Here is a 20,620-nt window from a genome sequence, read left to right as displayed (position 1 = left end):
ATCGACACCGTCCCTTGTCTGCACACTTCTGCGATGGGGAATAAGCAGAAGACGGTCGTTCAGCGCGCGAGAGACACCTATTCGCGCACGGTCTTCAGTCGATCGGATCTGGTGCACCGAGGGCTTACGGGGCGTCTCATCGCCGAGTCAGTGGCCCGAGGTGAACTCCAGCACGTGCGCCGCGATCGATATGCGCTGCCGTCGACGCACCGGGACATCGTCGAGGCTGTCCGCATCGGCGGGCGGGTCTCATGCTTGTCTCTCCTCGCCCTTCTCGGTGTCTTCGTGTTCCGTTGCCGAGAGCTCCATGTGCTCGTGACTCCTGGCTCGTCTCGTCTGCGTGTGGCGAGGGACGGAAAGGTCGTGCTCCATTGGAAGGCGCTGACCAGCGTTCGCGAGAGCCTTCATGCGGCTCCGTTGATCGATGCCGTCGCGCACTCCGTGCTCTGCCAGGCTCCGCGCGAGGCGCTTGCCACCTTGGACAGTGTGCTTCATCACGGACTCCTGACCCGCGACGATCTGGTCACGATGTTCGCTGCTCTACCCGCCCGATTCCGCCCGCTGCTCGCACTGGTCGACCCGTCGGCGGGCTCGGGCTCAGAGACATTCATGCGGTTGCTGCTCCGGACGATGGGCGTCGCCTATGAGACCCAGGTGTACCTCGAAGGCGTCGGGTACGTCGACTTCGTGGTGGACGGCTGGTTGATCATCGAGTGCGACAGCAAGGAGTTCCACGAGGGGTGGGAGAAGCAGATGCAGGATCGCCAGCGCGATATCGCCGCGGCCCGACTCGGCTTCGTGACCGTCCGGCCCCTTGCGAAAGACATTTTCGGTGACCAGGCGTCTGTGAGGCAGGCTCTCGAGCAGGTCATCGCTGCACTCGGACCGAGGTTCGTAGACGCACGTCGTTCACAATTCAGCAGGAATCGCCGCGGAGCGGCGGTCGAGTAGCGGAATCACGGGGCTCACATGCGTTCATGCTGAGTTGTGAACGGAAAAGTGCGGGGCGGCGGGTCAGAGCCCGTCGGCGAAGCTCTGGATCAGGCGCGCGGCCGGCTCGGAGTCGCTGATCAACGTGCCGTGGCCGTGATCCGGGATGACCTGCAGATCGGCACCCGGGATCTCGTCGATGATTTCCTGGCACCAGGTCATCGGAGCGAGCGGGTCGTCTTCCCCGCGCAGCACCAGCACAGGCTGATCGATGCGCGCGAACGCCTTCTCCGGCTCGTGCACGATGGTCGCCCGGATCTTGCGGATGAGGTGGGGGCCGCCGCGCAGATATTCGCGGGCACCTCGCCAGATCACGAGCGGGCGCTCGCCGACCAGGTCCGTGAGGAGATAGCTCGCCTGCGCTGCGACGTTCCGTGCGGCCTTGTTGACGGTCGGACCGGCGAGCACGACGCCCTCGACGAGGGAGGGATGCCGGGCGGCAAGCTCCGCGGCGATCTGACTGCCCATCGAGTGTCCGATGACGACGACGGGGCCCTCGTCGGCATGACGGAGGTACGCGGCGACGAGGTCGGCGTGACGCTCCATGGTGAAGGTGCGAGCGGGCTCGGGTGCTTCGCCGAAACCGGGCAGGTCGAGTGCGATCACCCGGCCTTTCAGCCGCTGTACGACGTCGAGGTAGACGCTGCGTCCCATGCCGATGCCGTGCAGCAGGAGGAAGGTGTGCGGTCCGTCGCCGAAGGTCTCCGCGATCAGCGTCGCGCCCGCGTGCTCGAACTCGAGCAGCGTGACGGGGGTGCCCTTCGGGGCGAGATAGCTGGAGACCACACCTCAACGCTAACCGAGTGGGACCCCTGCGACGAACCGGGATCCACGCACGCCGTGTGCCGGTGTGCGCAGAGGGGCGAGCCTGCGTCGTGCGAGGATGAAGGGTGTCTTCGCCGAACCCCGATCCCGATCAGATCGAGTCGGAGGGCGAGACCTCAGGCTCGCCCAAGGGTGTCATCGCGCGCATCGCCGACGGGCTGAGCGATCCGGTGCTGCGTGCGCTCGTCGCCGCGACGGCCGTCTCACGCATCGGCCGCGGCGTCTTCCTCGCGGTCACCGTGCTGTTCTTCACGCAGATCATCGGCCTCTCGCCCGCGCACGCTGCGGTGGTGCTCGCCGTGTCGAGCGGATGCGGGGTGGTCGGGTCGCTCCTCGGCGGCTGGCTCGCCGACCGGTGGAGCGCCCGACGCCTCGCCTTCGGCTTCGAGATGGCAGGTGGCGTGCTGCTCGCCGCATACGCGTTCGTCGGAGACTTCGTGTCGGCGCTCGTCCTCGCCAGCCTCTCGGGCTTCTTCGACTCGCTGGGGTATTCCGCTCGGTCCGCGATCATCGCCCGGGGCTTCGCGCCGCACCGGCGGGTGCACGCGCGTGCGGTGCTGCGCACGGTCACGAACCTCGCGATCGCGGCAGGCTCCGGATTCGGCGCGATCGCTCTGGCTCTCGGCACACCCGAGGCCTACCGCGTCGTCATCGCGTGCGCGGGCGCCGTCTGCGCGCTCGGCTCGCTCTCCCTCCTGCGGCTGACATCGGCCGTCGACGCGCCACCGCGCAGCCGGGCCGCGGCTCAGCTGACCGAGACGGGATCCATCGACACGCACGCCACGGCCGCGGCATCCGCCGAGCGCAGGGACTGGAACCGCCGCTCACCGTGGCGGGACCCGAGGTACCTGCTGCTGAGCGCGCTCTCGGCGATCTTCGGCATGCAGTTCGGAGTCGCGGAACTCGGGGTGCCGCTGTGGATCAGCGAGTACACGAATGCCCCGGATGCCACGTTCGCAGTGCTCCTGATCGTCAACACCGCGCTGGTCGTGCTGTTCCAGGTGCGTGCCTCCCGTGGCACGCACGACCTGCGGATCGCCGGCAGGGTGACGATGATCGCCGGCTGGCTGATGGTCTCAGCCTGCCTGATCTACGCGCTCGCCGCAGGGCTTCCGGCATGGGCGGCGATCGTCATCCTCATCGTCGGCATGATCGCGCACACGTTCGCCGAGATCCTGTCGCAGGCCGGAGCCTGGGGTCTCAGCTTCGAGCTCGCCGATCCTGTCCGAGCCGGCGCCTATCAGGGCGTGTTCGGCATGGGATTCTCGCTCGGAGCCCTGGCGTCGCCGATCGTCGTGAACGCCACCGCGATCACCTTCGGCTTCGTGGGCTGGGTGATCCTCGCCGCGATCTTCCTCGCCGCAGCGATCGGCATCTGGCTCATCGCACGCCGCGCCGCAGCATCCGCCACGCCTGACCCCGCCTGAGCCCGCAGAGCCGTCCCGGGCTAACCGGCCGGCGCCAGCACCAGAGTGTGACGCGTCGCCGCATCGACCGCCCCGTCGGTGAACGCCCACGGCCGCTGAATCCCCGCCGCCCAGTCGGACGTCTGATCGACGTAGTGCTCGTCGAACGCGTGTCCGGATGCGCCGGTGAGGTGGATCCAGGTCGAGGCGTCGAGATCGGAGAGGTCGACGACCATGCGCATCGACGGCACCGTGGTCGTGGCGTACGACGTGCCGAGCTCCCAGCCGGTGGCGTTGACCACGGACGCGCCGCCGCTGACGGCGTAGGGGCCGCGGTTGAAGAGGGCTTCGATCGGGGCGATGCCGGAGGACCCGAGGGTGTCGCTCGTGAGGGTGATCGCGTGCAGGTCGCCCCACCTCCATGCGGTGACGACGTCGCCCTGAACCGCGGAGAGCTCGTCGTACGCTTCCTCGGCCGACAGGGCGAGCATCTCGTCCATGCCCGCGACATCGATGCTCGGGTTGGTCCAGAGCGGGTCGGATGGGTCGTCGAGAAGATCCGCGACGACCGTGAAGAGTCGACCCTGGCCGTCGATCGGCAGGGGCTGGTCGCGTTCGGCGAACAGGTTCTGCACGAGGTTCGACCAGAGGACGTTCGCGTAGGCGGCCGCGGCCGACCCTGCGTCGTTCTGTGCGTCCCACGAGCGCAGCAGCGCCACGGCATCTGCAGTCCCCGCACCCGTCACCTCCACATCCTCCATCTCCGTTGCGAGTCGCTTGCCGATCCACATCTCGCTGTCCATCTGGATCTCCCGCATGTCCTGGGCGGTGAGCGGTGCGGCGGCGGCGCGTCGCTCGATCAGGTGCGCGATGCGATCGGCCCTGTAGCCGTAGTCCCAGTCCCGTGAGAGGAAGTAGGGGTAGTCGTCGGTGACGATCGCGTTGTTCGCGGTCACGATGTACCCGGATGCCGGGTTGTATGACACCGGCAGTTCGTCGAACGGGATGAATCCGGTCCAGTCGTAGCTGCTGTCCCAGCCGGGCTGCGGCATCCATCCGTCGCCGGCCCCGCGCACGGGGAGGCGTCCGGGGGTCTGATAGCCGATGTTGCCTTCGACGTCCGCATAGATGAGGTTCTGTGCCGGCACATCGAACAGCGCGGCCGCCGCGCGGAACTCCTCGAAGTCCTGGGCGGTCGACAGAGCGAAGATCGCGGTCGCGGCCGTGCCGGGGTCGAGCGCCGTCCAGCGCAGGCTGACCGCATACTCGGCTCCCTCCGGCGCGGTGCCGGTGGGGGCCGGACCTGTGGCACCGCCGGCGGCGAGGCCCGGTTCAGGGTCGTCGGCGATCGCGGTGAAGTCGTCGGTGAGACCCGAGATGATCGGTCCGTGCACGGTCGACCGGATCGTGAGATCGATGTCGTCGCCCCCGGCCACCGCGATCGTCTCGGTGGTCTCGTCGATCGGCACCAGCGCGCCGTCGCGCCAGTACTGGTCGCCCTCGATCCGCTCGACGTAGAGGTCGGTGACGTCGGTGGTCAGGTTGGTGAAGCCCCAGGCGACCTGCTGGTTGTGGCCGATCACGATGCCGGGGAGACCCGAGAACGAGAAACCGCCCATGTCGAACGGGCAGTCGTCGGTGACCTCGCTGCACCGGAGCTGCACCTGATACCAGACCGAGGGGAGTGATGCGCCCAGGTGCGGGTCGTTGGCGAGCAGCGGCATGCCGGTGTCGGTGAGGTCCCCGGACACGACCCACGAGTTCGATCCGATCCCCTCGCCGACATCGCCGACGAGCAGACTCGCCGCCTCGATCACGTCCGACGCCTCCTGCCACTCGATCGTCGTCGCCGCCTGCTGCATCTCGCCGTCGTACCCATCGGTCGTGAACGCGGCGGGCTCGGCACCGGCCTCGGTGATCGGGGCGGTCGAGATCTCGGGGACGATGACGGGGTGATCCTCGAACGGATACGGCGGGTACAGCTCGTCGAGCGTCGTGGTGATCCCGGCGGCGTCAGAGGTCTCCGCCAGCTGTGCGGCCAGGAGCGAGCGCTCGACCTCGTCTTCGACGTTGCCGCGGAGATCCCAGGCCATCGCCTTGAGCCACGCCACCGAATCGGCCGCTTCCCAGGGCTCCGGCGCGTACTCCGGGTTCTGCATTCCGAGAACGGCATATTCGAGCGACAGCTCGGCGCCCGAGCGGGAGGAGAGGTAGGCGTTGACGCCGTCGGCGTAGGCCTCGTAGTAGCCGCGGGTGACGTCGTCCATGGCCTCGACCTCGGCCTCGGCGACCTTGCGCCAGCCGAGCGTGCGGAGGAAGGCATCGGTCCCGGCCTGCGATTCGCCGAACATCTCGGCCACGCGTCCCGCCGTGACGTGGCGGCGGAAGTCCATCTCGAAAAATCGGTCCTGCGCGTGCACGAAGCCCTGGGCGTAGAAGAGATCGTGCGATGAGTCGGCGGTGATGGTCGGGATGCCGCTGGCGTCGCGCTGCACCGTGACCTCGGCCTGCAGCCCGTCGAGCGACAGGGTGCCGTCGGTCTGCGGGAACGAGCGCTGGATGGTCCAGGTCACGAAGAAGGCGCCGGCGACGGCGACCACCACGATCGCAGCGACGACGAGGAACACGATGCGGCCGATGCGAGCGCCCAGGGAAGGGCGCGACGGGTCGACGATCTCGGTCGAATGGGTTGTCATCTTCGAGAACTCTTTCGGGTGGCATGGCGGAACTCAGTCCCAGAGAGTCCCAGAGCGCGTCTCAACAGACGCTTCCGGAATACTACCCATAAAGCATTCGCGGGCGGGGGTGTTCTCGCCCCCGCCCTCAGTGTCAGCCGATCAGGCTCGGCTGCAGGTCGCGCAGCGTGCGCCGGTGCGTCATGCGCGTCACTCCGATGGCGGCGAGCAGCAGCGCGCCGACCAGCCAGATGCCCAGCACCACCAGATCCCAGCCCGCCCGGCCGAGGCTGCCGCCGTACATCAGCTGCCGCATGGCGTCGACGACGTAGCCGAGCGGCAGCACGTGATGCAGCGCGGCCAGCGGGGCGGGGAGGGTCTGCCAGGGGAACGTGCCGCCCGCGGTGACGAGCTGCAGAACCATGAGCACGAGTCCGAGGAACTGCCCCACGGAACCGAGCCAGACGTTGAGGGCGAGGATGATCGCCGCGAAGGTCGCCGACGCGAAGATCATCACGCCCAAGGTGCCGATGGGGTTGTTGAACGTGAAGCCCAGGGTGATCGCCAGGATGCCCATGAGCCCCAGCATCTGCACCGCGCCGAGCATCGCCGGGGTGAGCCACCCGGCGAGCGTCACTCGGATCGGAGAGTGCAGCGCCGTGACCGCGCGGCGGGAGATCGGCTTCACGATGAGGAACAGGGCGTAGATGCCGATCCAGGCCGACAGGGCGGCGAAGAACGGTGCGAGACCGGCGCCGTAGTCCTCGGCGGAGGCGACCTTGTCGCTCGAGACCTTGACCGGGTCGGCGATCGTGTCGGCCTGCAGCGTGCGGAGCTCCGGCGTCGAGACGGGGATCTGCTGCACACCGTCCGAGAGCCCGTCGCGCAACTCGGCCGTTCCCGACGCGAGGGTTCCGAGCCCATCGCGCAGCTGGGCCGCGCCGTCGTTCGCCGCCGCGGCGCCGGTGGCGACGGTCTGCGCGCCGCTGGCCAGGGTCTGCGCGCCGCCGGCGAGCTGCGAGGCGCCGGATGCCACCGAGTCCGCTCCTGCGGCGAGCTGGTCGACCTTGTCGACCGCGTTCTGCACGGTCGAGTTGCCCTCCTGGAGTCGTGTCGCGAGGGGATCGAGTGTCGTGAGGACCCGATCGATCTGCTCCGGCGTCAGGCCCTGATCCGTGAGCACGGTGGCGATGTCCTCGCGCGCCTGGGGCAGAGCATCCGTCGCCTGCTGCACAGCCGATCCGGCCCGGTCCGCGACGTCGGCCAGCTGTCGGTTGCCGTCACTGACCTGCTGAGCCCCCGACGCCAGCGTCGCCGCTCCACCGGCGAGCTCGGACGCGCCGCCCGCGAGCTGCGACGTGCCCGCGGCGAGCTGAGAGGTTCCGTCTGCGAGCGTCGCGCTGCCGGTGGCGGCGGTGTCGGCGCCATCGGTGAGCTGGGTCGCTCCGTCGACCGCGGTCACGAGGTTGTCGCGCACCTCGCTGAGGCCGGTGAGCAGGCGCTCTGCGGCCTCGCTGCCCACCATCTCGGCGACCGAGCTGCGGATCTTCTCCACCGCCTGCGTGCCCATCGACGACGCGAGGTAGTTGTTCGCGTCGTTGGTCTCGAGCTCGATGCGCGCCTGGTGGGGGTCGTCGCCCGCGGCCGAGGTCAAGGCCGACGAGAAGTCGGCGGGGATCGTGACGGTGAAGTCGACCGTTCCCTCCCGCAATGCGTCGGCGGCCTCGTCTGCCGACATCCGCTGCCAGTCGAAGGCGTTGCCGTCGATGAGGTTGTCGGCGACGTCCTCGCCGTAGTTCACGGTCTCGCCGGTGGCGGCATCCGTTCCCGTGGTGGGCTCGGGGGCTCCGCTGTCATCGACGACCAGCGCGACGGGGACCTCCGGGAACTTCGCGTACGGGTCCTGGTTGGCCCAGAGGTACAGGCCGCCGTAGAGGATGGGCACGCAGACCAGCGCGATCAGGGCGATCACGCCCATCCTGCTCGCGGTGAGGCGCCGCAGCTCGGCGGCGATCATGGCGGGAACCTTCATCGCTCGCCTCCGTTCTCTGTCGTGTTCGGCTCGGGTTCTGCGGGTGGGTCTTCGTCGTCGGCCGGGGGAGAGCCGAGAGCATCCGCGTGCTCGGCGTCGGCATGCGGTGTCGCGGGGCGCTCGTCCGGGTCTTCCGCCTCGGGCTCTGGCTCGGGATCCGGTTCGGGCGCCGGTTCGGGCGCTGGCTCGGGCTCGGCCTCGGCCTCGGCCTCGGAGTCTGGCTCGGGCTCGGGTTCAGAGCCGCCGGGCAGGTCGAGGACGAGCGGCTCGACCGGTCCGGACGCGTTGATCGCCTCGAGTTCGTGCATGCGCTCGAGGGCGACCGCGGCGGATCCGCCGATGACGACGAGCATCGCGTACCCGCGGTCGGCGAACTCCGACGCGATCCGCCACCAGCCGTCCGGGCTGCCGCCGTGACGGTCGGGCGAGACGAGCACGATTCCTTCGGTGCCCGTGCGGAGGATCGCGAGTTCGCAGAGGATGCGCACCCGTGCGGCGGGATCGACGTTGCCGATCGCCACGCCGGCGAGCTCTCCGAAGCCGAGTTGATTCAGCCAGCGCCGTGCGTGCAGAGGGGTGGCGCCGACGCCGGCGAACATGAGCTCTTCGCCGACGACACCCGCGAGGGTGATGTCAGCGTGGGGATCGCTCACGTCGGGGGCGTCGACGAGCGCGATCGTGCGGCGCAGCGCGCGGTTGTCCGCGTCGCCGTCGATCGTCACGCGCCCGGTGTCCGGCCGCATCCGACCGCTGGCGATGAGGCCCAGCACCGTCGGGCGCTGCTCGGTCTCGGCGAGTGCGAAGCGCACGGCTCCGCTGTGGAACTCGAGGCTCGTCGCCGGCAGCGCCTGGCCACCGCGCCCCTTGCTCACGTCGTGCAGGGTGACCCTCATGCGCTGACCTCCTGTGATTCGACGATGTCCGGATGCGCGCTCAACAGCTCGTCGGCCTCGCGCCACGAGAGTCCGGCGATGCTGAGCAGAGTGCGAACAGCGAGATCGGCTGCCCCGGTGCTCGATGCGTCGGTGCGCGAGACGACCGTGCGGGCGACCTCTTCGATGAGGCGGGCGAGGGTGGGGGCGGCGAGATCGGTGCGGAAGCTGCCGTCCTCCTGTCCGCGCCGCGCGAGGGCGGCGACGGTGCGCCGCAGCGGCGCGAGCGCGTCTGCAGTGTGCTCGACGTGCGCTTCGTCGAGCGCGAGCGCTGCGGCGACCTGGACGTGCGCGGCCTCCTGCCAGAGTCGTGCGGCGAGGCGGGCCAGCGCGATGCGTGAGTCGGCGTCGGTGACGGATTCGGCGATCGCGTTGAAGCGCTGCGCTCCGACCGAGATCAGCTCGCGGATCAGAGCCTCTCGGTCGTCGAAGTGGCCGTAGAGGGTGCGGCGCGACAGGCCGGCGCTGCGGGCGATGACGTCGATGGACGCCCGCGGGTCGGTGGCGAGGGTCGCGCGGGCCGCATCGAGGATTCCGGCGCGGTTCTCGACGGAGTCGCGGCGGGGAGCACGGGTTGTCATGCCCCTATTCTACGTATTGTGCACAACCGTGTGCAAGATAACTCGGGGGACTCACAGGGTCTGAACGGTGGGCCGTTCACAACTCAGCACGGATGGGCGCTTAAAGCCGCAATCAGCACCATGCGGACCCGAATCCCGGCGCTCATGCTGAATCGTGAACGGCGAGCGGCGGGCACAGACAGAAAAGGGGGTGGATGCCGCAGCATCCGCCCCCATTCTGCAGAACCCTTGACGTCAGTCGGTGCCGGAGTCGAAGGCAGCGCCCTCGGATGCGGTGTCGACCGCGTCGGCGAAGTTCTCGTCGACCTCTTCGACGGAACCCGTGATCTCGCCGGACTCGCCGGCCGTGACGCGACCGACGAGCTCGCCGGTCGCGCCGCCCACGAGGCCGAGGCCCGCGTACTGCTCGAGGCGTGCGCGCGAGTCGGCGATGTCGAGGTTGCGCATGGTGAGCTGGCCGATGCGGTCGACCGGGCCGAAGGCGGCGTCGCCGACGCGCTCCATCGAGAGCTTCTCGGGGCCGTACGACAGGTTCGGCGAGGTGGTGTCGAGGATCGTCCAGTCGTCACCGCGGCGCAGGCGGATCGTCACGGTGCCCGAGATCGTGAGGCCGACCCAGCGCTGGATGGACTCGCGCAGCATGAGCGACTGCGGCTCGAGCCAGCGGCCCTCGTACATCAGTCGACCGAGGCGGCGACCCTGCTCGTGGTAGGTCGCGAGGGTGTCCTCGTTCAGGATGCCGTTGACGAGGCGCTCGTAGGCGATGAAGAGCAGCGCCATGGCCGGGGCCTCGTAGATGCCGCGCGACTTCGCTTCGATGATGCGGTTCTCGATCTGGTCGCTCATGCCGAGGCCGTGGCGTCCGCCGATCGTGTTGGCCTCCTGCACCAGGGCCACCGGGTCGGTGTACTCGACGCCGTTGAGTGCGACGGGGCGGCCGGCCTCGAACGTGACGGAGACGTCTTCGGTCTCGATCGCGACCGAGGGGTCCCAGAACTTCACGCCCATGATGGGGTCGACGGTCTCGAGCGAGACGTCGAGGTGCTCGAGCGTCTTCGCCTCATGCGTGGCGCCCCAGATGTTGGCGTCGGTCGAGTACGCCTTCTCGACCGAATCGCGGTAGGGGAAGTCGTGGGCGACGAGCCACTCGCTCATCTCCTTGCGGCCGCCGAGCTCGGTGACGAAGTCGGCATCCAGCCACGGCTTGTACACGCGCAGACGCGGGTTGGCGAGCAGGCCGTAGCGGTAGAACCGCTCGATGTCGTTGCCCTTGTAGGTCGAGCCGTCGCCCCAGATGTCGACGCCGTCCTCCTTCATGGCGCGCACCAGCAGCGTGCCGGTGACGGCGCGGCCGAGGGGAGTGGTGTTGAAGTAGGTGCGGCCGCCGGAGCGGATGTGGAAGGCGCCGCAGGCGAGCGCGACCAGGCCCTCTTCGACCAGCGCGGTCTTGCAGTCGACCAGGCGCGAGGCCTCGGCGCCGTACTCGAGGGCACGGCCGGGGATCGACTCGATGTCGTCTTCGTCGTACTGACCGAGATCACCGGTGTACGTGTAGGGGACGGCGCCCTTGTCGCGCATCCACGCGACGGCGACGGAGGTGTCGAGTCCTCCGGAGAAGGCGATGCCGACGCGCTCGCCGACGGGAAGTGACTGGAGGACCTTGGACATGCTTCCCAGTCTATCGGCGGCGTGTCGGCTGTTTCGGACGGCGTCGGCCGTCAGCGGGCCACGACGGCGTCGAGTGCCTCGGGCTCGGAGTCGAGCCGCGCCAACTCGCGTCGCTGATGCGCGGCGTAGCCGGCACCCCAGCTCGTGAGCGCCTCGACGAGCGGCATCGATCCGCGCCCGAGGTCGCTCAGCCGGTATTCGACTTTGGGAGGCACCTGCCGGTAGACCGTGCGGAGGATCAGGCCGTCATCCTCCAGCTCGCGCAGCTGACGGGTGAGCACGCGGGCTGTGGGCTCGTCGAGAAGCCGGCTGAGCTCCCCGAAACGCAGCACCTCATGCTCACCGAGGAGGCTGAGGATGCTGGGCTTCCAGGCCCCGCCGAGGACGGCGATCGAGATCTCCGCGTCGCACGCGTCGCCCCACTCCCGGACGATCCGCTCGGTCTTTTCCCTCATCGGCTCCGCCTCCTGGTCGTCATGGTATCCATTCGGTCACTATCTACCCCGAATGACAGTACTTGTCCGAAGTGTACTCAGACCGGGAGACTGATGCGGTGACCTTCCCGACTCCCACGGCATCCGCTCGACCGCGCACGACCCTGCATCCGTGGCTCGCCATGATCCCGCTGCTTCTCGGCATCCTGATCGGGGCTCTCGCGATCAGCAGCATGTCGACCGCGCTGCCCGCGATCCGCGGCGATCTCGTCCTGTCCGACAGTGGAGCGCTGTGGCTCGTCGACGTGTACGCGCTGTCGCTGGCGGCGACCCTGATCATCGCCGCCAGGATCGGAGACGCGTTCGGTCGCAAGCGGATCGTGCTCGCCGGTCTCGCCGGCTTCGTGGTGCTCAACCTCGTCGGCGGATTCGCTCAGGACGGGATGCTGCTCATCGTCGTCCGGGCGCTCCTCGGCGTCGCCGAGGCGTTCGTCGTGGCGGGCGTCGTCGCGACGATCGGGGCGCACTATCACGCACGGCAGCGCGTGCTCGCCTACGGGCTGTGGACCGCGACGTTCGGTGCCGGCAGCGCGCTCGGACCCGTGCTCGGCGGGCTGGTGACCGAGGGGCCGGGGTGGCGCTGGCTGCTGCTCGGAAGCGTGCCGCTCGCCATCGTCGCCGGGGTGCTCGCGATCTGGCTCGTGCCGGATTCGCGCAGCTCCCGTCGCCCGTCGTGGGACATCCTCAGCATCGTGTCGTCGATCGTCGCGCTCGGGTCTCTCGTCTTCGCCCTGCACGAGGTGCTCGCCGCTCCCCTCGCCGCCGGCATCGCGGGTGTCATCGCCGTCGTGACGCTCGTCTTCTTCATCCGCCGCCAGCGTGCCCTCGCCGAGCCTCTCATCGACATGCGGCTGTTCGGCGTGCCCGGCTTCAGCCCTGCGATCGTGCGCATCGTGGCGAGCAGCGGGGTGTCGACGGCATCCGTGCTCCTGGTGAGCCTGCACCTGCAGGATGCGCGGGGCTTCAGCGCGGCCGAAGCCGGTATCGCGATCCTCCCGCAGGCGGTGGCGATCGCCCTCGGCGGGGTGCTCGCACCCCTGTTCCTGCGGTGGTTGACCTCGCCGACGCTCACCGTGCTCGCCCTGGTGGTGCAGGGGGCGGGACTCGCGTGGCTGTCGACGGGCGTCGAGCTGGTCGTGATCCCTCTGGTGCTCGTCGGCGCGGGGTTCGGAGTCGCGGCGACGCTCGCCGCCACCACGCTCTTCGACGTCACGACGGAGGACGACGCCGGTCAGGTGGGGGCGATCCAGGAGGTCGGGTTCGCCCTCGGCGGCGGTCTCGGCATCGCGGTGCTCGGCACGATCGCATCGATCGTCGGGTCTCGCGGCTTCCTCGTCGCCCTGCTGGTCGCGACCGTCGCGGTCGTCGCCGCCGCGCTCCTGCCGCTGTGGAGACGCTCGCCGGTGAGCGCTGCCGAGAACCCGGCCATCGATGCCCGCTGAAGGAAGGACACCCGTGTCAGCATCGCGCCCGACCGTCCACTGGATCTATGCCCACCCCCAATCGAGCTCGTTCAACGCGCGACTGTTCCGAGATGGGGTCGACGCCCTCGCGCACGACCACGATGTCGAGATCACCGATCTGTACTCTCAGGGCTTCGATCCGGTTCTCGCAACGCCGGATCTGGGCGAGCCCCGGGGGCGTGAGGGCAGCGTCGTCGACCTGATGGGCGAGGCGTACGCCGCGGGCCAGCTGCCGCCGGACGTCGCCGAGGAGCAGCGCAAGCTCGCGGCCGCCGACCTCGTCGTGCTCCAGTTCCCGCTGTGGTGGTACGGACCGCCGGCGATCCTCAAAGGCTGGCTCGACCGGGTGCTCACCAACGGCTTCGCCTACGGCCCCGCGGATGCCGAGACCGGTCTGCCGCTGCGATACGGAGAGGGCCCGCTCGCCGGGCGCCGAGCCCTCGTGATCGTGACGGCAGGGGAGGACGAGCGCTCGATCGGAGAACGGGGCATCAGCGGGGATCTGGACTCGCTGCTGTTCCCGCTGACCCACGGCACCCTCTGGTACACGGGCATCGAGCCGCTCGACCTGCACGTCGTCCACGACGCTGACGGGTTGGACGCGGAGCGCGTCGATCTCGAGAGCGCACGGCTGATCGAGAGGCTCGCCGGAGTGGCGTTCGAATCTCCGAGCCGCCCGTACCGTCGGCTGCGCGATGGCGACTACCACGGCACCCGGGCGCTGCGATCGGACCTGCTTCCCGGGCGCACCGACCTCGGCATCCATCGCGTCGCGGTCGACTGAGGCGACGCGGCCCGACGCGCGCGGGCGTAGCTCTTCGCTTCTGCACGATCGGCCCCGACGGTGGCAGAGTGTCCGTGAAGGAGGACGGCATGGGTGGAGCGATCCTGTGGGGCGTCGTCGCGGCGTCGCCCCTCATCGTCGGCGCTGTTCTCGCTCTGCTGCGCACCTGGCCGCCGCGCTGGCTGGGCATCGTGCTCGGCTTCGGAGCCGGTGCCCTGATGGCCTCCATCGCCTTCGAGCTGTGGGAGGAGGGGCTGGACCTCGCAGGCCCCATCCCTCTCATCGTCGGCGTGGTCGCTGGCGCGCTCGCGTACTTCATCGCCGACCGGATCCTCGATGCGCGAGCCGCGAAGTCCCAGGAACGGGGAGCGGGCGTCCCGCTCGCGCTCGGAGCACTGCTCGACGGCATCCCCGAGCAGCTCGTGCTGGGAATCGGACTGGCCTCCGGAGAACCGGTGAGCATCGCGCTCGTCGTGGCGATCGTGGTCTCGAACCTACCCGAGTCGATCGGCTCGGCCGCCGACCTGCTGAAGGGCGGCATGGCGAAGTCGCGCGTGCTGCTGCTGTGGGCCGGCATCTCGGTCATCTGCGCGCTGGCGACCGTCGCCGGATTCGCGGTGGCGAGCAGCACCGGCGACGACTTCCGGGCCGGCGCGAGCGGCTTCGCGGCAGGCGCGCTGCTCGTGATGCTCGTCGACTCGATGGTGCCCGACGCGCAGCAGAAGGCCAAGCAGGTGACCGGGCTCGCGACCGTGCTGGGCTTCGCGCTCGCCGCGGGGCTCTCGCTCGCGAGCTAGCATCACCGCGATGAGCCCGCCCGATAGGTCAGCCCTCGCGGACGACCCGGATGCTCACCCAACGGAACGCGGCGAGATCCGTGTCGCTGAGGTCCGTCGGGTCGCCGAGCTCGGAGCGAAACGTCACCGTCGTCCCGGTCCCCGCGCCGGCGCCGGGTGAGACTTCTGCCGGATCGGCCAGGATGCGCAGGTCCGTCGACGGGACTCCGTGGTGGTATTCCTGCACCCACCGCCCGTCAGCCCGCCGGTTCTCGTGGGCGAGGACAGAGCTGAGTGCCGAGACTGTCGACATTCCGCGGCGCGGCAGACCATCCGGCAGAAGCGGTGCCGAGGCAGATTCGAAGAAGCGGATATCCCGGGTGGCCATGACGGGCTTCCGCACGATGTTACCCCCGCCGTCGGTCCGCGTGTCGGTGCCGCGGCCATCGTCGGCGACCGACACCGAGCCGTCGCGAGAGATGCTCACGACGACATGGCCGATTCGCCCGAGCCCAGCGGCCTCGTCGTCCGCGTACGCGAGGACTTCGAGGATCTGATGGCGGCGTCCGCCGGGTTCGTACATGGCTCGTTCGTCGCGGATGCCGTGCAGGTGATCGACGTCGACATCTCGCGCCCAGTCATGCGTCGTGATGGTCCACGTGGCGCGATCCTCCGACTTCATCACCGCACTCTACCGATCCGCGGCCGGTCGGGGATAGCAGACTCGGCAGGGCTCAGAACCCGGGGTACTCCTGCAGCTTCTGCTCGAACTCGGCTCGGTCCGCATCGCTGAGCACGGCGCTCGCGATGACCACCATCTGCAGCCCCTCGAGGGGCTCGCCGGTGCGGGCGTTCTGCGCCTCGCGCGTCGTCAGGAAGTCGCCCGACGGGTCGTTCGAGAGGTCGAAGATGTTCGCGTAGAACCTCATCGGATCGGGGTAGTTCTCGGTGTAGTACTCCCACGTGTGCTGCTCGCGCGGGTCTTCGCTGCCGTAGAGCTTCGCGATCATCGACGGGTCGATCCCCGAGTACTCCCCGTTGAACGAGTACAGCGTGGGCAGACCGTGCTCGGCGACGACCGAGTCGATCGTCGACATGACCTCGAGCTTGAGGCTGTAGTCCTGGATCGGCTCGGTGGTGGCCCAGCCGACGGAGGTGTACTCGATGAGCATCGATTCGCCGCCGTAGCCGTTGCGCTCCGGACGCAGATCCTCGTCGCCGACCTGCACCCAGTCGTATCCGTACTCGGCGGTGATGCGCTCGCGGATGTCGGCGAACAGGCTGTCCGCCTCGGTCTTCACCTCTTCGAGCGACTGCTGGTTGAGGGCATCCTGCGGATCGGTGCCCTTGATGCCCGGGTAGGCCTCTTCGTGCTTCTGCTCGTCGGTCTTCATGCCGTCGTAGCTGCCCGAGGCCGACGTCTGCAGTGCACCGATGCCGCCCACGGTGGCGACGTTGAAGATCAGCGTGACAGCGAGGGCGACGGCTGCCAGCGTGCGTCCTCGGGCGGTGAACAGCGCGCCGATCACGACGGCGACGACGACGAGCTGCAGCGTCAGCATCGTCACGCCGTAGACCGCGTCGGTCGCTCCGATCGCGAGCATGATGAGGAGGATCAGGGCGAACAGGATGCCGGTGATGAGTGCGATCCAGCCGAGTGCGTTCGCCGGCTTCTTCTCGGCGGAGGCGACCTCGGCTGCGGTCGCCGTGCCCGACATCGCCGGAGCGCCGGGATGCTGCACGACCGGCCCGGCCTGGCGGCGGGCGTTGCGATAGCCGCCGGGCGGCGGCACGGGCGGCGCACCCTCCGTGCCGGCGACGTAGCGGGCCCGCTGCTTCTCGTGATCCATCACCATGGCTTGTCCGTTCCCGAGCCTCCGCCATCGTCGCCCTGCTGCTGATCGCGCTCCTGCGTGCCCTGCTCGAGCTTGTCCTCGAGCTCTTCGAGCTTCTCCTCGGAGGGCTGCGGCTCCTGCTCCTGCTCCTCCTCCGGCGGCGGCTGCTCGTTCTGCTGCTTCTGCTTGAGGCGGTCCTCGAGGTCTTCCCTGCTCTGCTGCATGTCTCGGTCGGGGTCGGACGACTGCTCCTGCGCCTCGTCGCTGTTGCACTCCTCGGGCATCTCGGTCGTGATGGTGAGCGCGTCGCCGTAGAACTCCGCGGCCCCCGCGCCGTCGCCCTCGGCGCGGGCGACGTCGCCCATGCGCTCGAGGACGAGAGCGAGGTTGATGCGCACCGTGCACACCTCGAGGCCGGTCGCGAGGTCGAGCGATTCCTCGAGCTTCGCCCGAGCATCCGGCAGCTTCTCGGCGCCCGCCAGCGCGGTGCCGACGTTGAACGGCGCCTTGAAGGGCTCGAACCAGTTGACGAACTCCTGCCCGCGGGCCGACGCCTCTGATCCGGCATAGTCATCGGCCACGTACGCGGTGATCGACTGGTGCGCGAATGCGTACATGCTGAGGATCTTGCCGACGAACAGCAGTGCGGCCAGCGTCAGCGGAAGCGTGCCGATCGCGATCCACCGTCGGATGCGGCGACGGCGACGATTCGAGGCCAGCAGCGCGGCGGCGGCCGACGCCCTCAGGTCCTCAGGGCTGTCGGACGCTGTCCCGCCGGCGCGTGTGGACAGATCTGTCATGCGGCACCTCCGTCGGTCGTCCGGCGTTGCGGCGATGTCGACGGCGCTCGCAGCAGACGCAGTCGGGCCACGAGCATGCTCGCCCTCGTGAGCTCCACGCCGAGCAGCGCCACGATCACGAGGGCGGCGACCCAGTAGAGCTCGGTCACGTTGCCCACGGTGCCGGACTCCGCGTAGGTGGCGGTGGTCGAGGGCGCCTCGGGCAGGGTGAGTGCAGCATCCGCGGTCCGGTGCTGGTACTCGACTCCGAGATCCGAGGCGATCGCCTCGAGGTTCCCCTCGTCGATCACCGACAGCGCGTTCGCACCCTCGTACTCGATGTATTCGCTCGACGAACCGTCCACGCCGCCCGTGGTGAGCTTCATCGGTCCGCCCTCCGCGGTGCCGTACCCGAGCACGGCGCCGGCGTCGGTGAGCTCGGCGCTCCCGTCGAACGGCTCGGGGGCCGACGAGACCGTCTGCTCGCCGTCTCCGAAGTAGAACACCATGCGCGAGCGATCGGGCGACGACTCGGCCGCGTTCGACAGGGTGTCCGAGAGCAGCTGGTTCGCGATGCCGATGGAGCTGCCGCGCGACTGGCTCGTCACCTCGGGGCGCAGCACCTCGAGCGACGAGACGAGCGCGGTGGTGTCGGTGGTGAGCGGCATGCGGAGATCGGCCGTGGCGTCGAACGTGATCAGCGCGAACCGCGCACCGGGGTACTCGTCGACGATCGCCTGCACGTCGGCGCGGACGCCGTCGAGGCGAGGCCTGTCGCCGTCCCAGTCCTCGGCGACGATGCTCGCGGTGGTGTCGACGACGAGCACGATGTCGGTGTCGGTCGCGAGGGTCTCGGTGGCACCGCCGGGGATCCCCGGGCGCAGGAGCATGACGAAGCAGGCGAGCAGCATGACGAGCCGCATGGCCCAGAGCGCCCGTCCGCGGCCGGTCGCCCTGACCAGCGCCATCACGGCGAGGGCGGCCACCGGCGCGCAGAGCAGAGCGAGGAGGAAGACGTTCAGCACGGGCTGGAAGATCACAGTCTCACCCTCCACAGCACGACGATGAACGAGAGCATCGAGATCATCAGCACGACGATCCAGAGGTTCGGCGCGTCTGTCCAGACGACCTGCGCCTGACCCTTCAGCGCGGACGCCTCCTGCTCCTGCACCTGCGTGACGATGTCGCTCACGGTGGTGGTGTCCCGCAGGCCGTACGCCTGTCCGCCCGTGGCCTCGGCGGCCTTCGTGAGCTCGGCGCTGACGTCGGCGTCCTTGCCCTGCACCGGGTTGAGTGCGAAGACGCGCACGCCGTTCGATGCGGCATACGCGGCGGCCTCGTCGAGCGTCACGATCGAGGCGCCGTTGACCTCGTTGTCGGTCGCGAAGATGATCGAGCGCGACCGCTCGTCGTCGGGGTGGTCGAACGCCATCGCGCATGCCGCGAGGCCGTCGCCGATCAGCGAGGCGCCGTTGCCGTTGAGCGTGCCGACCCAGTGCTCGGGGACCGATTCGGTGAACTCGAAGCTCTCGCGGATGCTCTGCAGGTGGCTGCGGATGAACTCGTAGTCATCGGTCAGGGGGAAGATCCGCACGGGCGAGCTGTTGAAGATCGTGAGGCCGATGCGTTCGCCCTCGAAGTCCTCGAGCAGTTCCTCGAAGACCGTGAGCACCTCGACGTCGACCTCGCTCATCGACCCCGAGACGTCGAGGCAGAGCATGATGTCGCGGCTCGTGTTGACGGGCTGGATGGTCTGCGACGCCATCGGCCGGGCGGAGACGACCCCGGCCGCGAGGGTCGCGATCACGCCGATCAGCAGGATGCTCGACAGTGCGAGCACGCGGCGGTTCAACGCCTGGCGGAAAGTCGGCAGCGCGCGCAGGCGCTCGGCTCGGGCGACGCGGGCGCGCTCGTGGGCCTCGGTCTTCGCACCGCTGCGCAGCCCGATGACGATTCCGAGCGCTATCGCGATGACGACGACGGCCACGGCGACGAGGATGAGCCACCCGTTCGCTAGTGCCATGTGCGCACCACCGTTCGGGCCGCCTCGGCGCCGGCGATCGGGTCGATCGCGGGACCGGGCCGGAAGATGCTGGGGTAGTAGTGGCGACCCATGGCGTCGACGAGCGCGGGATGGACCCCTCGAGAGACGAGGTCGTCGAGCGCGAGCACCGGGGCCTCGAGTCCGCTGTACTCGTTCACGAACGTGCGCACGACGCGGCTGAGCTCGAGATTCGCGTTGCGGGCGGACAGGGTGCGGGCGCGGTAGTCGTCTTCGATGCGCTGGATCCGATCGAAGTACTCGACCCGCAGCTGCGACAGCACGTCGGTGGTGAGCAGGGTCGGTCCCTGGGCGTCGCGCGACAGCGTGAGGTCACGTCGCGGCCTGGTGAGCGCCACGACCACCCATGCTGCCGCGATCAGCAGCAGGAGGATGCCGAATGCGACCAGGATCCAGCCCCAGCCGTATTGGAAAGGCGGGTACAGCTCATCAGAGTCGGGCATTCGACCTCCGATTCAGCAGCTGGAGCAGCTGCGAGACGGCGTCGTCCTGACCCGCCAGCACGCTGTGGCTGATCTCCATGCGCTTGAGCAGCTCAGCGAGTCGTGCCGCGTCGGCCTCGGTCTGCGCGGCGAGCTCGCGGATGATGTCGGGGTCGCCCTGCACGAAGTCCGGCACCTCCCACATGCTGTCGACATCGCTGCGGATGGTGGCCGTCGCGTGGTCGAGCACCGGATCGGCGTCGCTCACGGTCAGCCACAGGACGTCGTGCTGCACGCGCAGTCGGCGCAGCATCCGTTCGGTCTCCGTCGTGACCGGAGCCTCGTCGGTGATGACGACGACGATCATGCGGCGAGACATCGTGCGCGTGACGTACGACAGCAGCGCGTCGCGGTCGCTGGCTGCCCTGCTCGTGTCGATCGACCGGTCGATCGTGCGCAGCGCGTGTTCCAGTGCGCCCTCGCTGCGGCCCGGCGCACGGCGGCGGATGCGGTCGGAGTCGCCGTAGACCAGTGAGAAGTCGTCGCCGTGCCGCAGCGCCAGCACGCCGAGCACGCCGGTGGCGAGGATCGCGAGGTCCTTCTTCGACTTCTCGTCGTGCGCGAGCGCGCCCATCGAGCGGCCGGTGTCGACCACGAAGAGGACCGTGTGCATCCGCATCGCACGGTGCCGCTTGACCAGAGGAGTGCCCAGTCGAGCCGTCGCGCGCCAGTCGATGTCGCGCACCTGATCGCCGTACTCGTACTTGCGCAGGTCCTCGAAGTCGAGGCTGCGGCCGTGCAGCAGCGACGCGTAGGCGCCGTCGAGCGCGTGCAGCGACTTGCGCGACGAGTGGATGAAGAGCTTGCTCTTCACCTGGGCGATCAGGCTGGCCATG

At 69.2% G+C, this 20,620-nt stretch carries 19 protein-coding genes; 5 read left to right on the top strand and 14 right to left on the bottom strand.

Annotated elements, in window-relative coordinates:
• The first annotated feature begins 33 nt into the window (after positions 1–33).
• On the top strand, positions 34–951 hold the full coding sequence (locus ACZZZQ_RS07105) for a hypothetical protein (protein WP_463507231.1): 918 nt from the start codon (positions 34–36) through the stop codon (positions 949–951).
• A 63-nt stretch (positions 952–1,014) separates the two neighbouring features.
• Here the strand turns inward: ACZZZQ_RS07105 and ACZZZQ_RS07100 are convergent, their stop codons facing one another.
• The gene (locus tag ACZZZQ_RS07100) at positions 1,015–1,776 is read right to left on the bottom strand and encodes an alpha/beta fold hydrolase (protein WP_187249116.1); all 762 of its coding nucleotides are present in this window, start codon (positions 1,774–1,776) and stop codon (positions 1,015–1,017) included.
• A 104-nt stretch (positions 1,777–1,880) separates the two neighbouring features.
• On the opposite strand from ACZZZQ_RS07100, the gene ACZZZQ_RS07095 reads away from it, so the two are divergent.
• Positions 1,881–3,242 (top strand): MFS transporter, encoded by a 1,362-nt coding sequence (locus ACZZZQ_RS07095; RefSeq protein ID WP_463507230.1) that lies wholly within the window; start codon positions 1,881–1,883, stop codon positions 3,240–3,242.
• A 20-nt stretch (positions 3,243–3,262) separates the two neighbouring features.
• Here the strand turns inward: ACZZZQ_RS07095 and ACZZZQ_RS07090 are convergent, their stop codons facing one another.
• The 6 genes from ACZZZQ_RS07090 to ACZZZQ_RS07065 form a co-directional block, all read right to left on the bottom strand.
• Complete coding sequence (locus tag ACZZZQ_RS07090) at positions 3,263–5,917, bottom strand: penicillin acylase family protein (protein ID WP_463507229.1); 2,655 nt, start codon at positions 5,915–5,917, stop codon at positions 3,263–3,265.
• A 133-nt stretch (positions 5,918–6,050) separates the two neighbouring features.
• Positions 6,051–7,928 (bottom strand): YhgE/Pip family protein, encoded by a 1,878-nt coding sequence (locus ACZZZQ_RS07085; RefSeq protein WP_463507228.1) that lies wholly within the window; start codon positions 7,926–7,928, stop codon positions 6,051–6,053.
• Positions 7,925–8,821, bottom strand: a complete 897-nt coding sequence (locus tag ACZZZQ_RS07080; RefSeq protein ID WP_463507227.1) for a hypothetical protein — start codon at positions 8,819–8,821, stop codon at positions 7,925–7,927. The genes ACZZZQ_RS07085 and ACZZZQ_RS07080 overlap by 4 nt, the downstream gene beginning before the upstream one ends.
• Complete coding sequence (locus tag ACZZZQ_RS07075; RefSeq protein ID WP_463507226.1) at positions 8,818–9,441, bottom strand: TetR/AcrR family transcriptional regulator; 624 nt, start codon at positions 9,439–9,441, stop codon at positions 8,818–8,820. Before ACZZZQ_RS07075 ends, ACZZZQ_RS07080 begins: the two co-directional genes overlap by 4 nt.
• Positions 9,442–9,675: 234 nt before the next feature.
• The gene (gene argG / locus ACZZZQ_RS07070; RefSeq protein ID WP_056275848.1) at positions 9,676–11,109 is read right to left on the bottom strand and encodes an argininosuccinate synthase; all 1,434 of its coding nucleotides are present in this window, start codon (positions 11,107–11,109) and stop codon (positions 9,676–9,678) included.
• Between the two features lie 50 nt (positions 11,110–11,159).
• Positions 11,160–11,564, bottom strand: a complete 405-nt coding sequence (locus ACZZZQ_RS07065) for a winged helix-turn-helix transcriptional regulator (protein WP_072590440.1) — start codon at positions 11,562–11,564, stop codon at positions 11,160–11,162.
• A gap of 98 nt (positions 11,565–11,662) precedes the next feature.
• Between ACZZZQ_RS07065 and ACZZZQ_RS07060 the strand changes: the two genes are divergently transcribed.
• From ACZZZQ_RS07060 to ACZZZQ_RS07050, 3 genes are all read left to right on the top strand, one after another.
• Positions 11,663–13,045, top strand: a complete 1,383-nt coding sequence (locus tag ACZZZQ_RS07060; protein ID WP_463507225.1) for an MFS transporter — start codon at positions 11,663–11,665, stop codon at positions 13,043–13,045.
• A gap of 13 nt (positions 13,046–13,058) precedes the next feature.
• The gene (locus tag ACZZZQ_RS07055; protein WP_463507224.1) at positions 13,059–13,850 is read left to right on the top strand and encodes an NAD(P)H-dependent oxidoreductase; all 792 of its coding nucleotides are present in this window, start codon (positions 13,059–13,061) and stop codon (positions 13,848–13,850) included.
• 89 nt (positions 13,851–13,939) lie between these two features.
• A complete protein-coding gene (locus tag ACZZZQ_RS07050) occupies positions 13,940–14,647 on the top strand; it encodes a ZIP family metal transporter (RefSeq protein WP_320489437.1) in 708 nt (235 codons plus the stop codon).
• Positions 14,648–14,675: 28 nt separating this feature from the next.
• On the opposite strand, the gene ACZZZQ_RS07045 is transcribed toward ACZZZQ_RS07050, so the two are convergent.
• The 7 genes from ACZZZQ_RS07045 to ACZZZQ_RS07015 are packed head-to-tail and all read right to left on the bottom strand — an operon-like array spanning position 14,676 to position 20,619.
• Positions 14,676–15,308 carry an ATP-binding protein gene (locus tag ACZZZQ_RS07045; RefSeq protein WP_463507223.1) on the bottom strand — a complete coding sequence of 211 codons (633 nt, stop codon included), beginning with the start codon at positions 15,306–15,308 and terminating at the stop codon, positions 14,676–14,678.
• A gap of 52 nt (positions 15,309–15,360) precedes the next feature.
• Positions 15,361–16,482 (bottom strand): hypothetical protein, encoded by a 1,122-nt coding sequence (locus tag ACZZZQ_RS07040; RefSeq protein WP_463507222.1) that lies wholly within the window; start codon positions 16,480–16,482, stop codon positions 15,361–15,363.
• Positions 16,476–17,261, bottom strand: a complete 786-nt coding sequence (locus ACZZZQ_RS07035) for a hypothetical protein (protein ID WP_463507221.1) — start codon at positions 17,259–17,261, stop codon at positions 16,476–16,478. Before ACZZZQ_RS07035 ends, ACZZZQ_RS07040 begins: the two co-directional genes overlap by 7 nt.
• Positions 17,258–18,295, bottom strand: coding sequence for a vWA domain-containing protein (locus ACZZZQ_RS07030; protein WP_463507220.1), 1,038 nt, complete (start codon positions 18,293–18,295; stop codon positions 17,258–17,260). The genes ACZZZQ_RS07035 and ACZZZQ_RS07030 overlap by 4 nt, the downstream gene beginning before the upstream one ends.
• Entirely contained in the window at positions 18,277–19,263 is a 987-nt protein-coding gene (locus ACZZZQ_RS07025; RefSeq protein WP_463507219.1) for a vWA domain-containing protein, read from the bottom strand. The genes ACZZZQ_RS07030 and ACZZZQ_RS07025 overlap by 19 nt, the downstream gene beginning before the upstream one ends.
• On the bottom strand, positions 19,254–19,745 hold the full coding sequence (locus ACZZZQ_RS07020) for a hypothetical protein (RefSeq protein ID WP_053098330.1): 492 nt from the start codon (positions 19,743–19,745) through the stop codon (positions 19,254–19,256). Before ACZZZQ_RS07020 ends, ACZZZQ_RS07025 begins: the two co-directional genes overlap by 10 nt.
• Positions 19,732–20,619: a DUF58 domain-containing protein gene (locus tag ACZZZQ_RS07015; protein ID WP_463507218.1), complete on the bottom strand. Its 888-nt coding sequence runs from the start codon at positions 20,617–20,619 to the stop codon at positions 19,732–19,734. The genes ACZZZQ_RS07020 and ACZZZQ_RS07015 overlap by 14 nt, the downstream gene beginning before the upstream one ends.
• Position 20,620: the final 1 nt, after the last annotated feature.

The organism is Microbacterium sp. AC132 (genome assembly GCF_979258525.1).
Note: the sequence above shows the minus strand (reverse complement) of the source record. Positions and strands in the feature narration are given on the sequence as shown.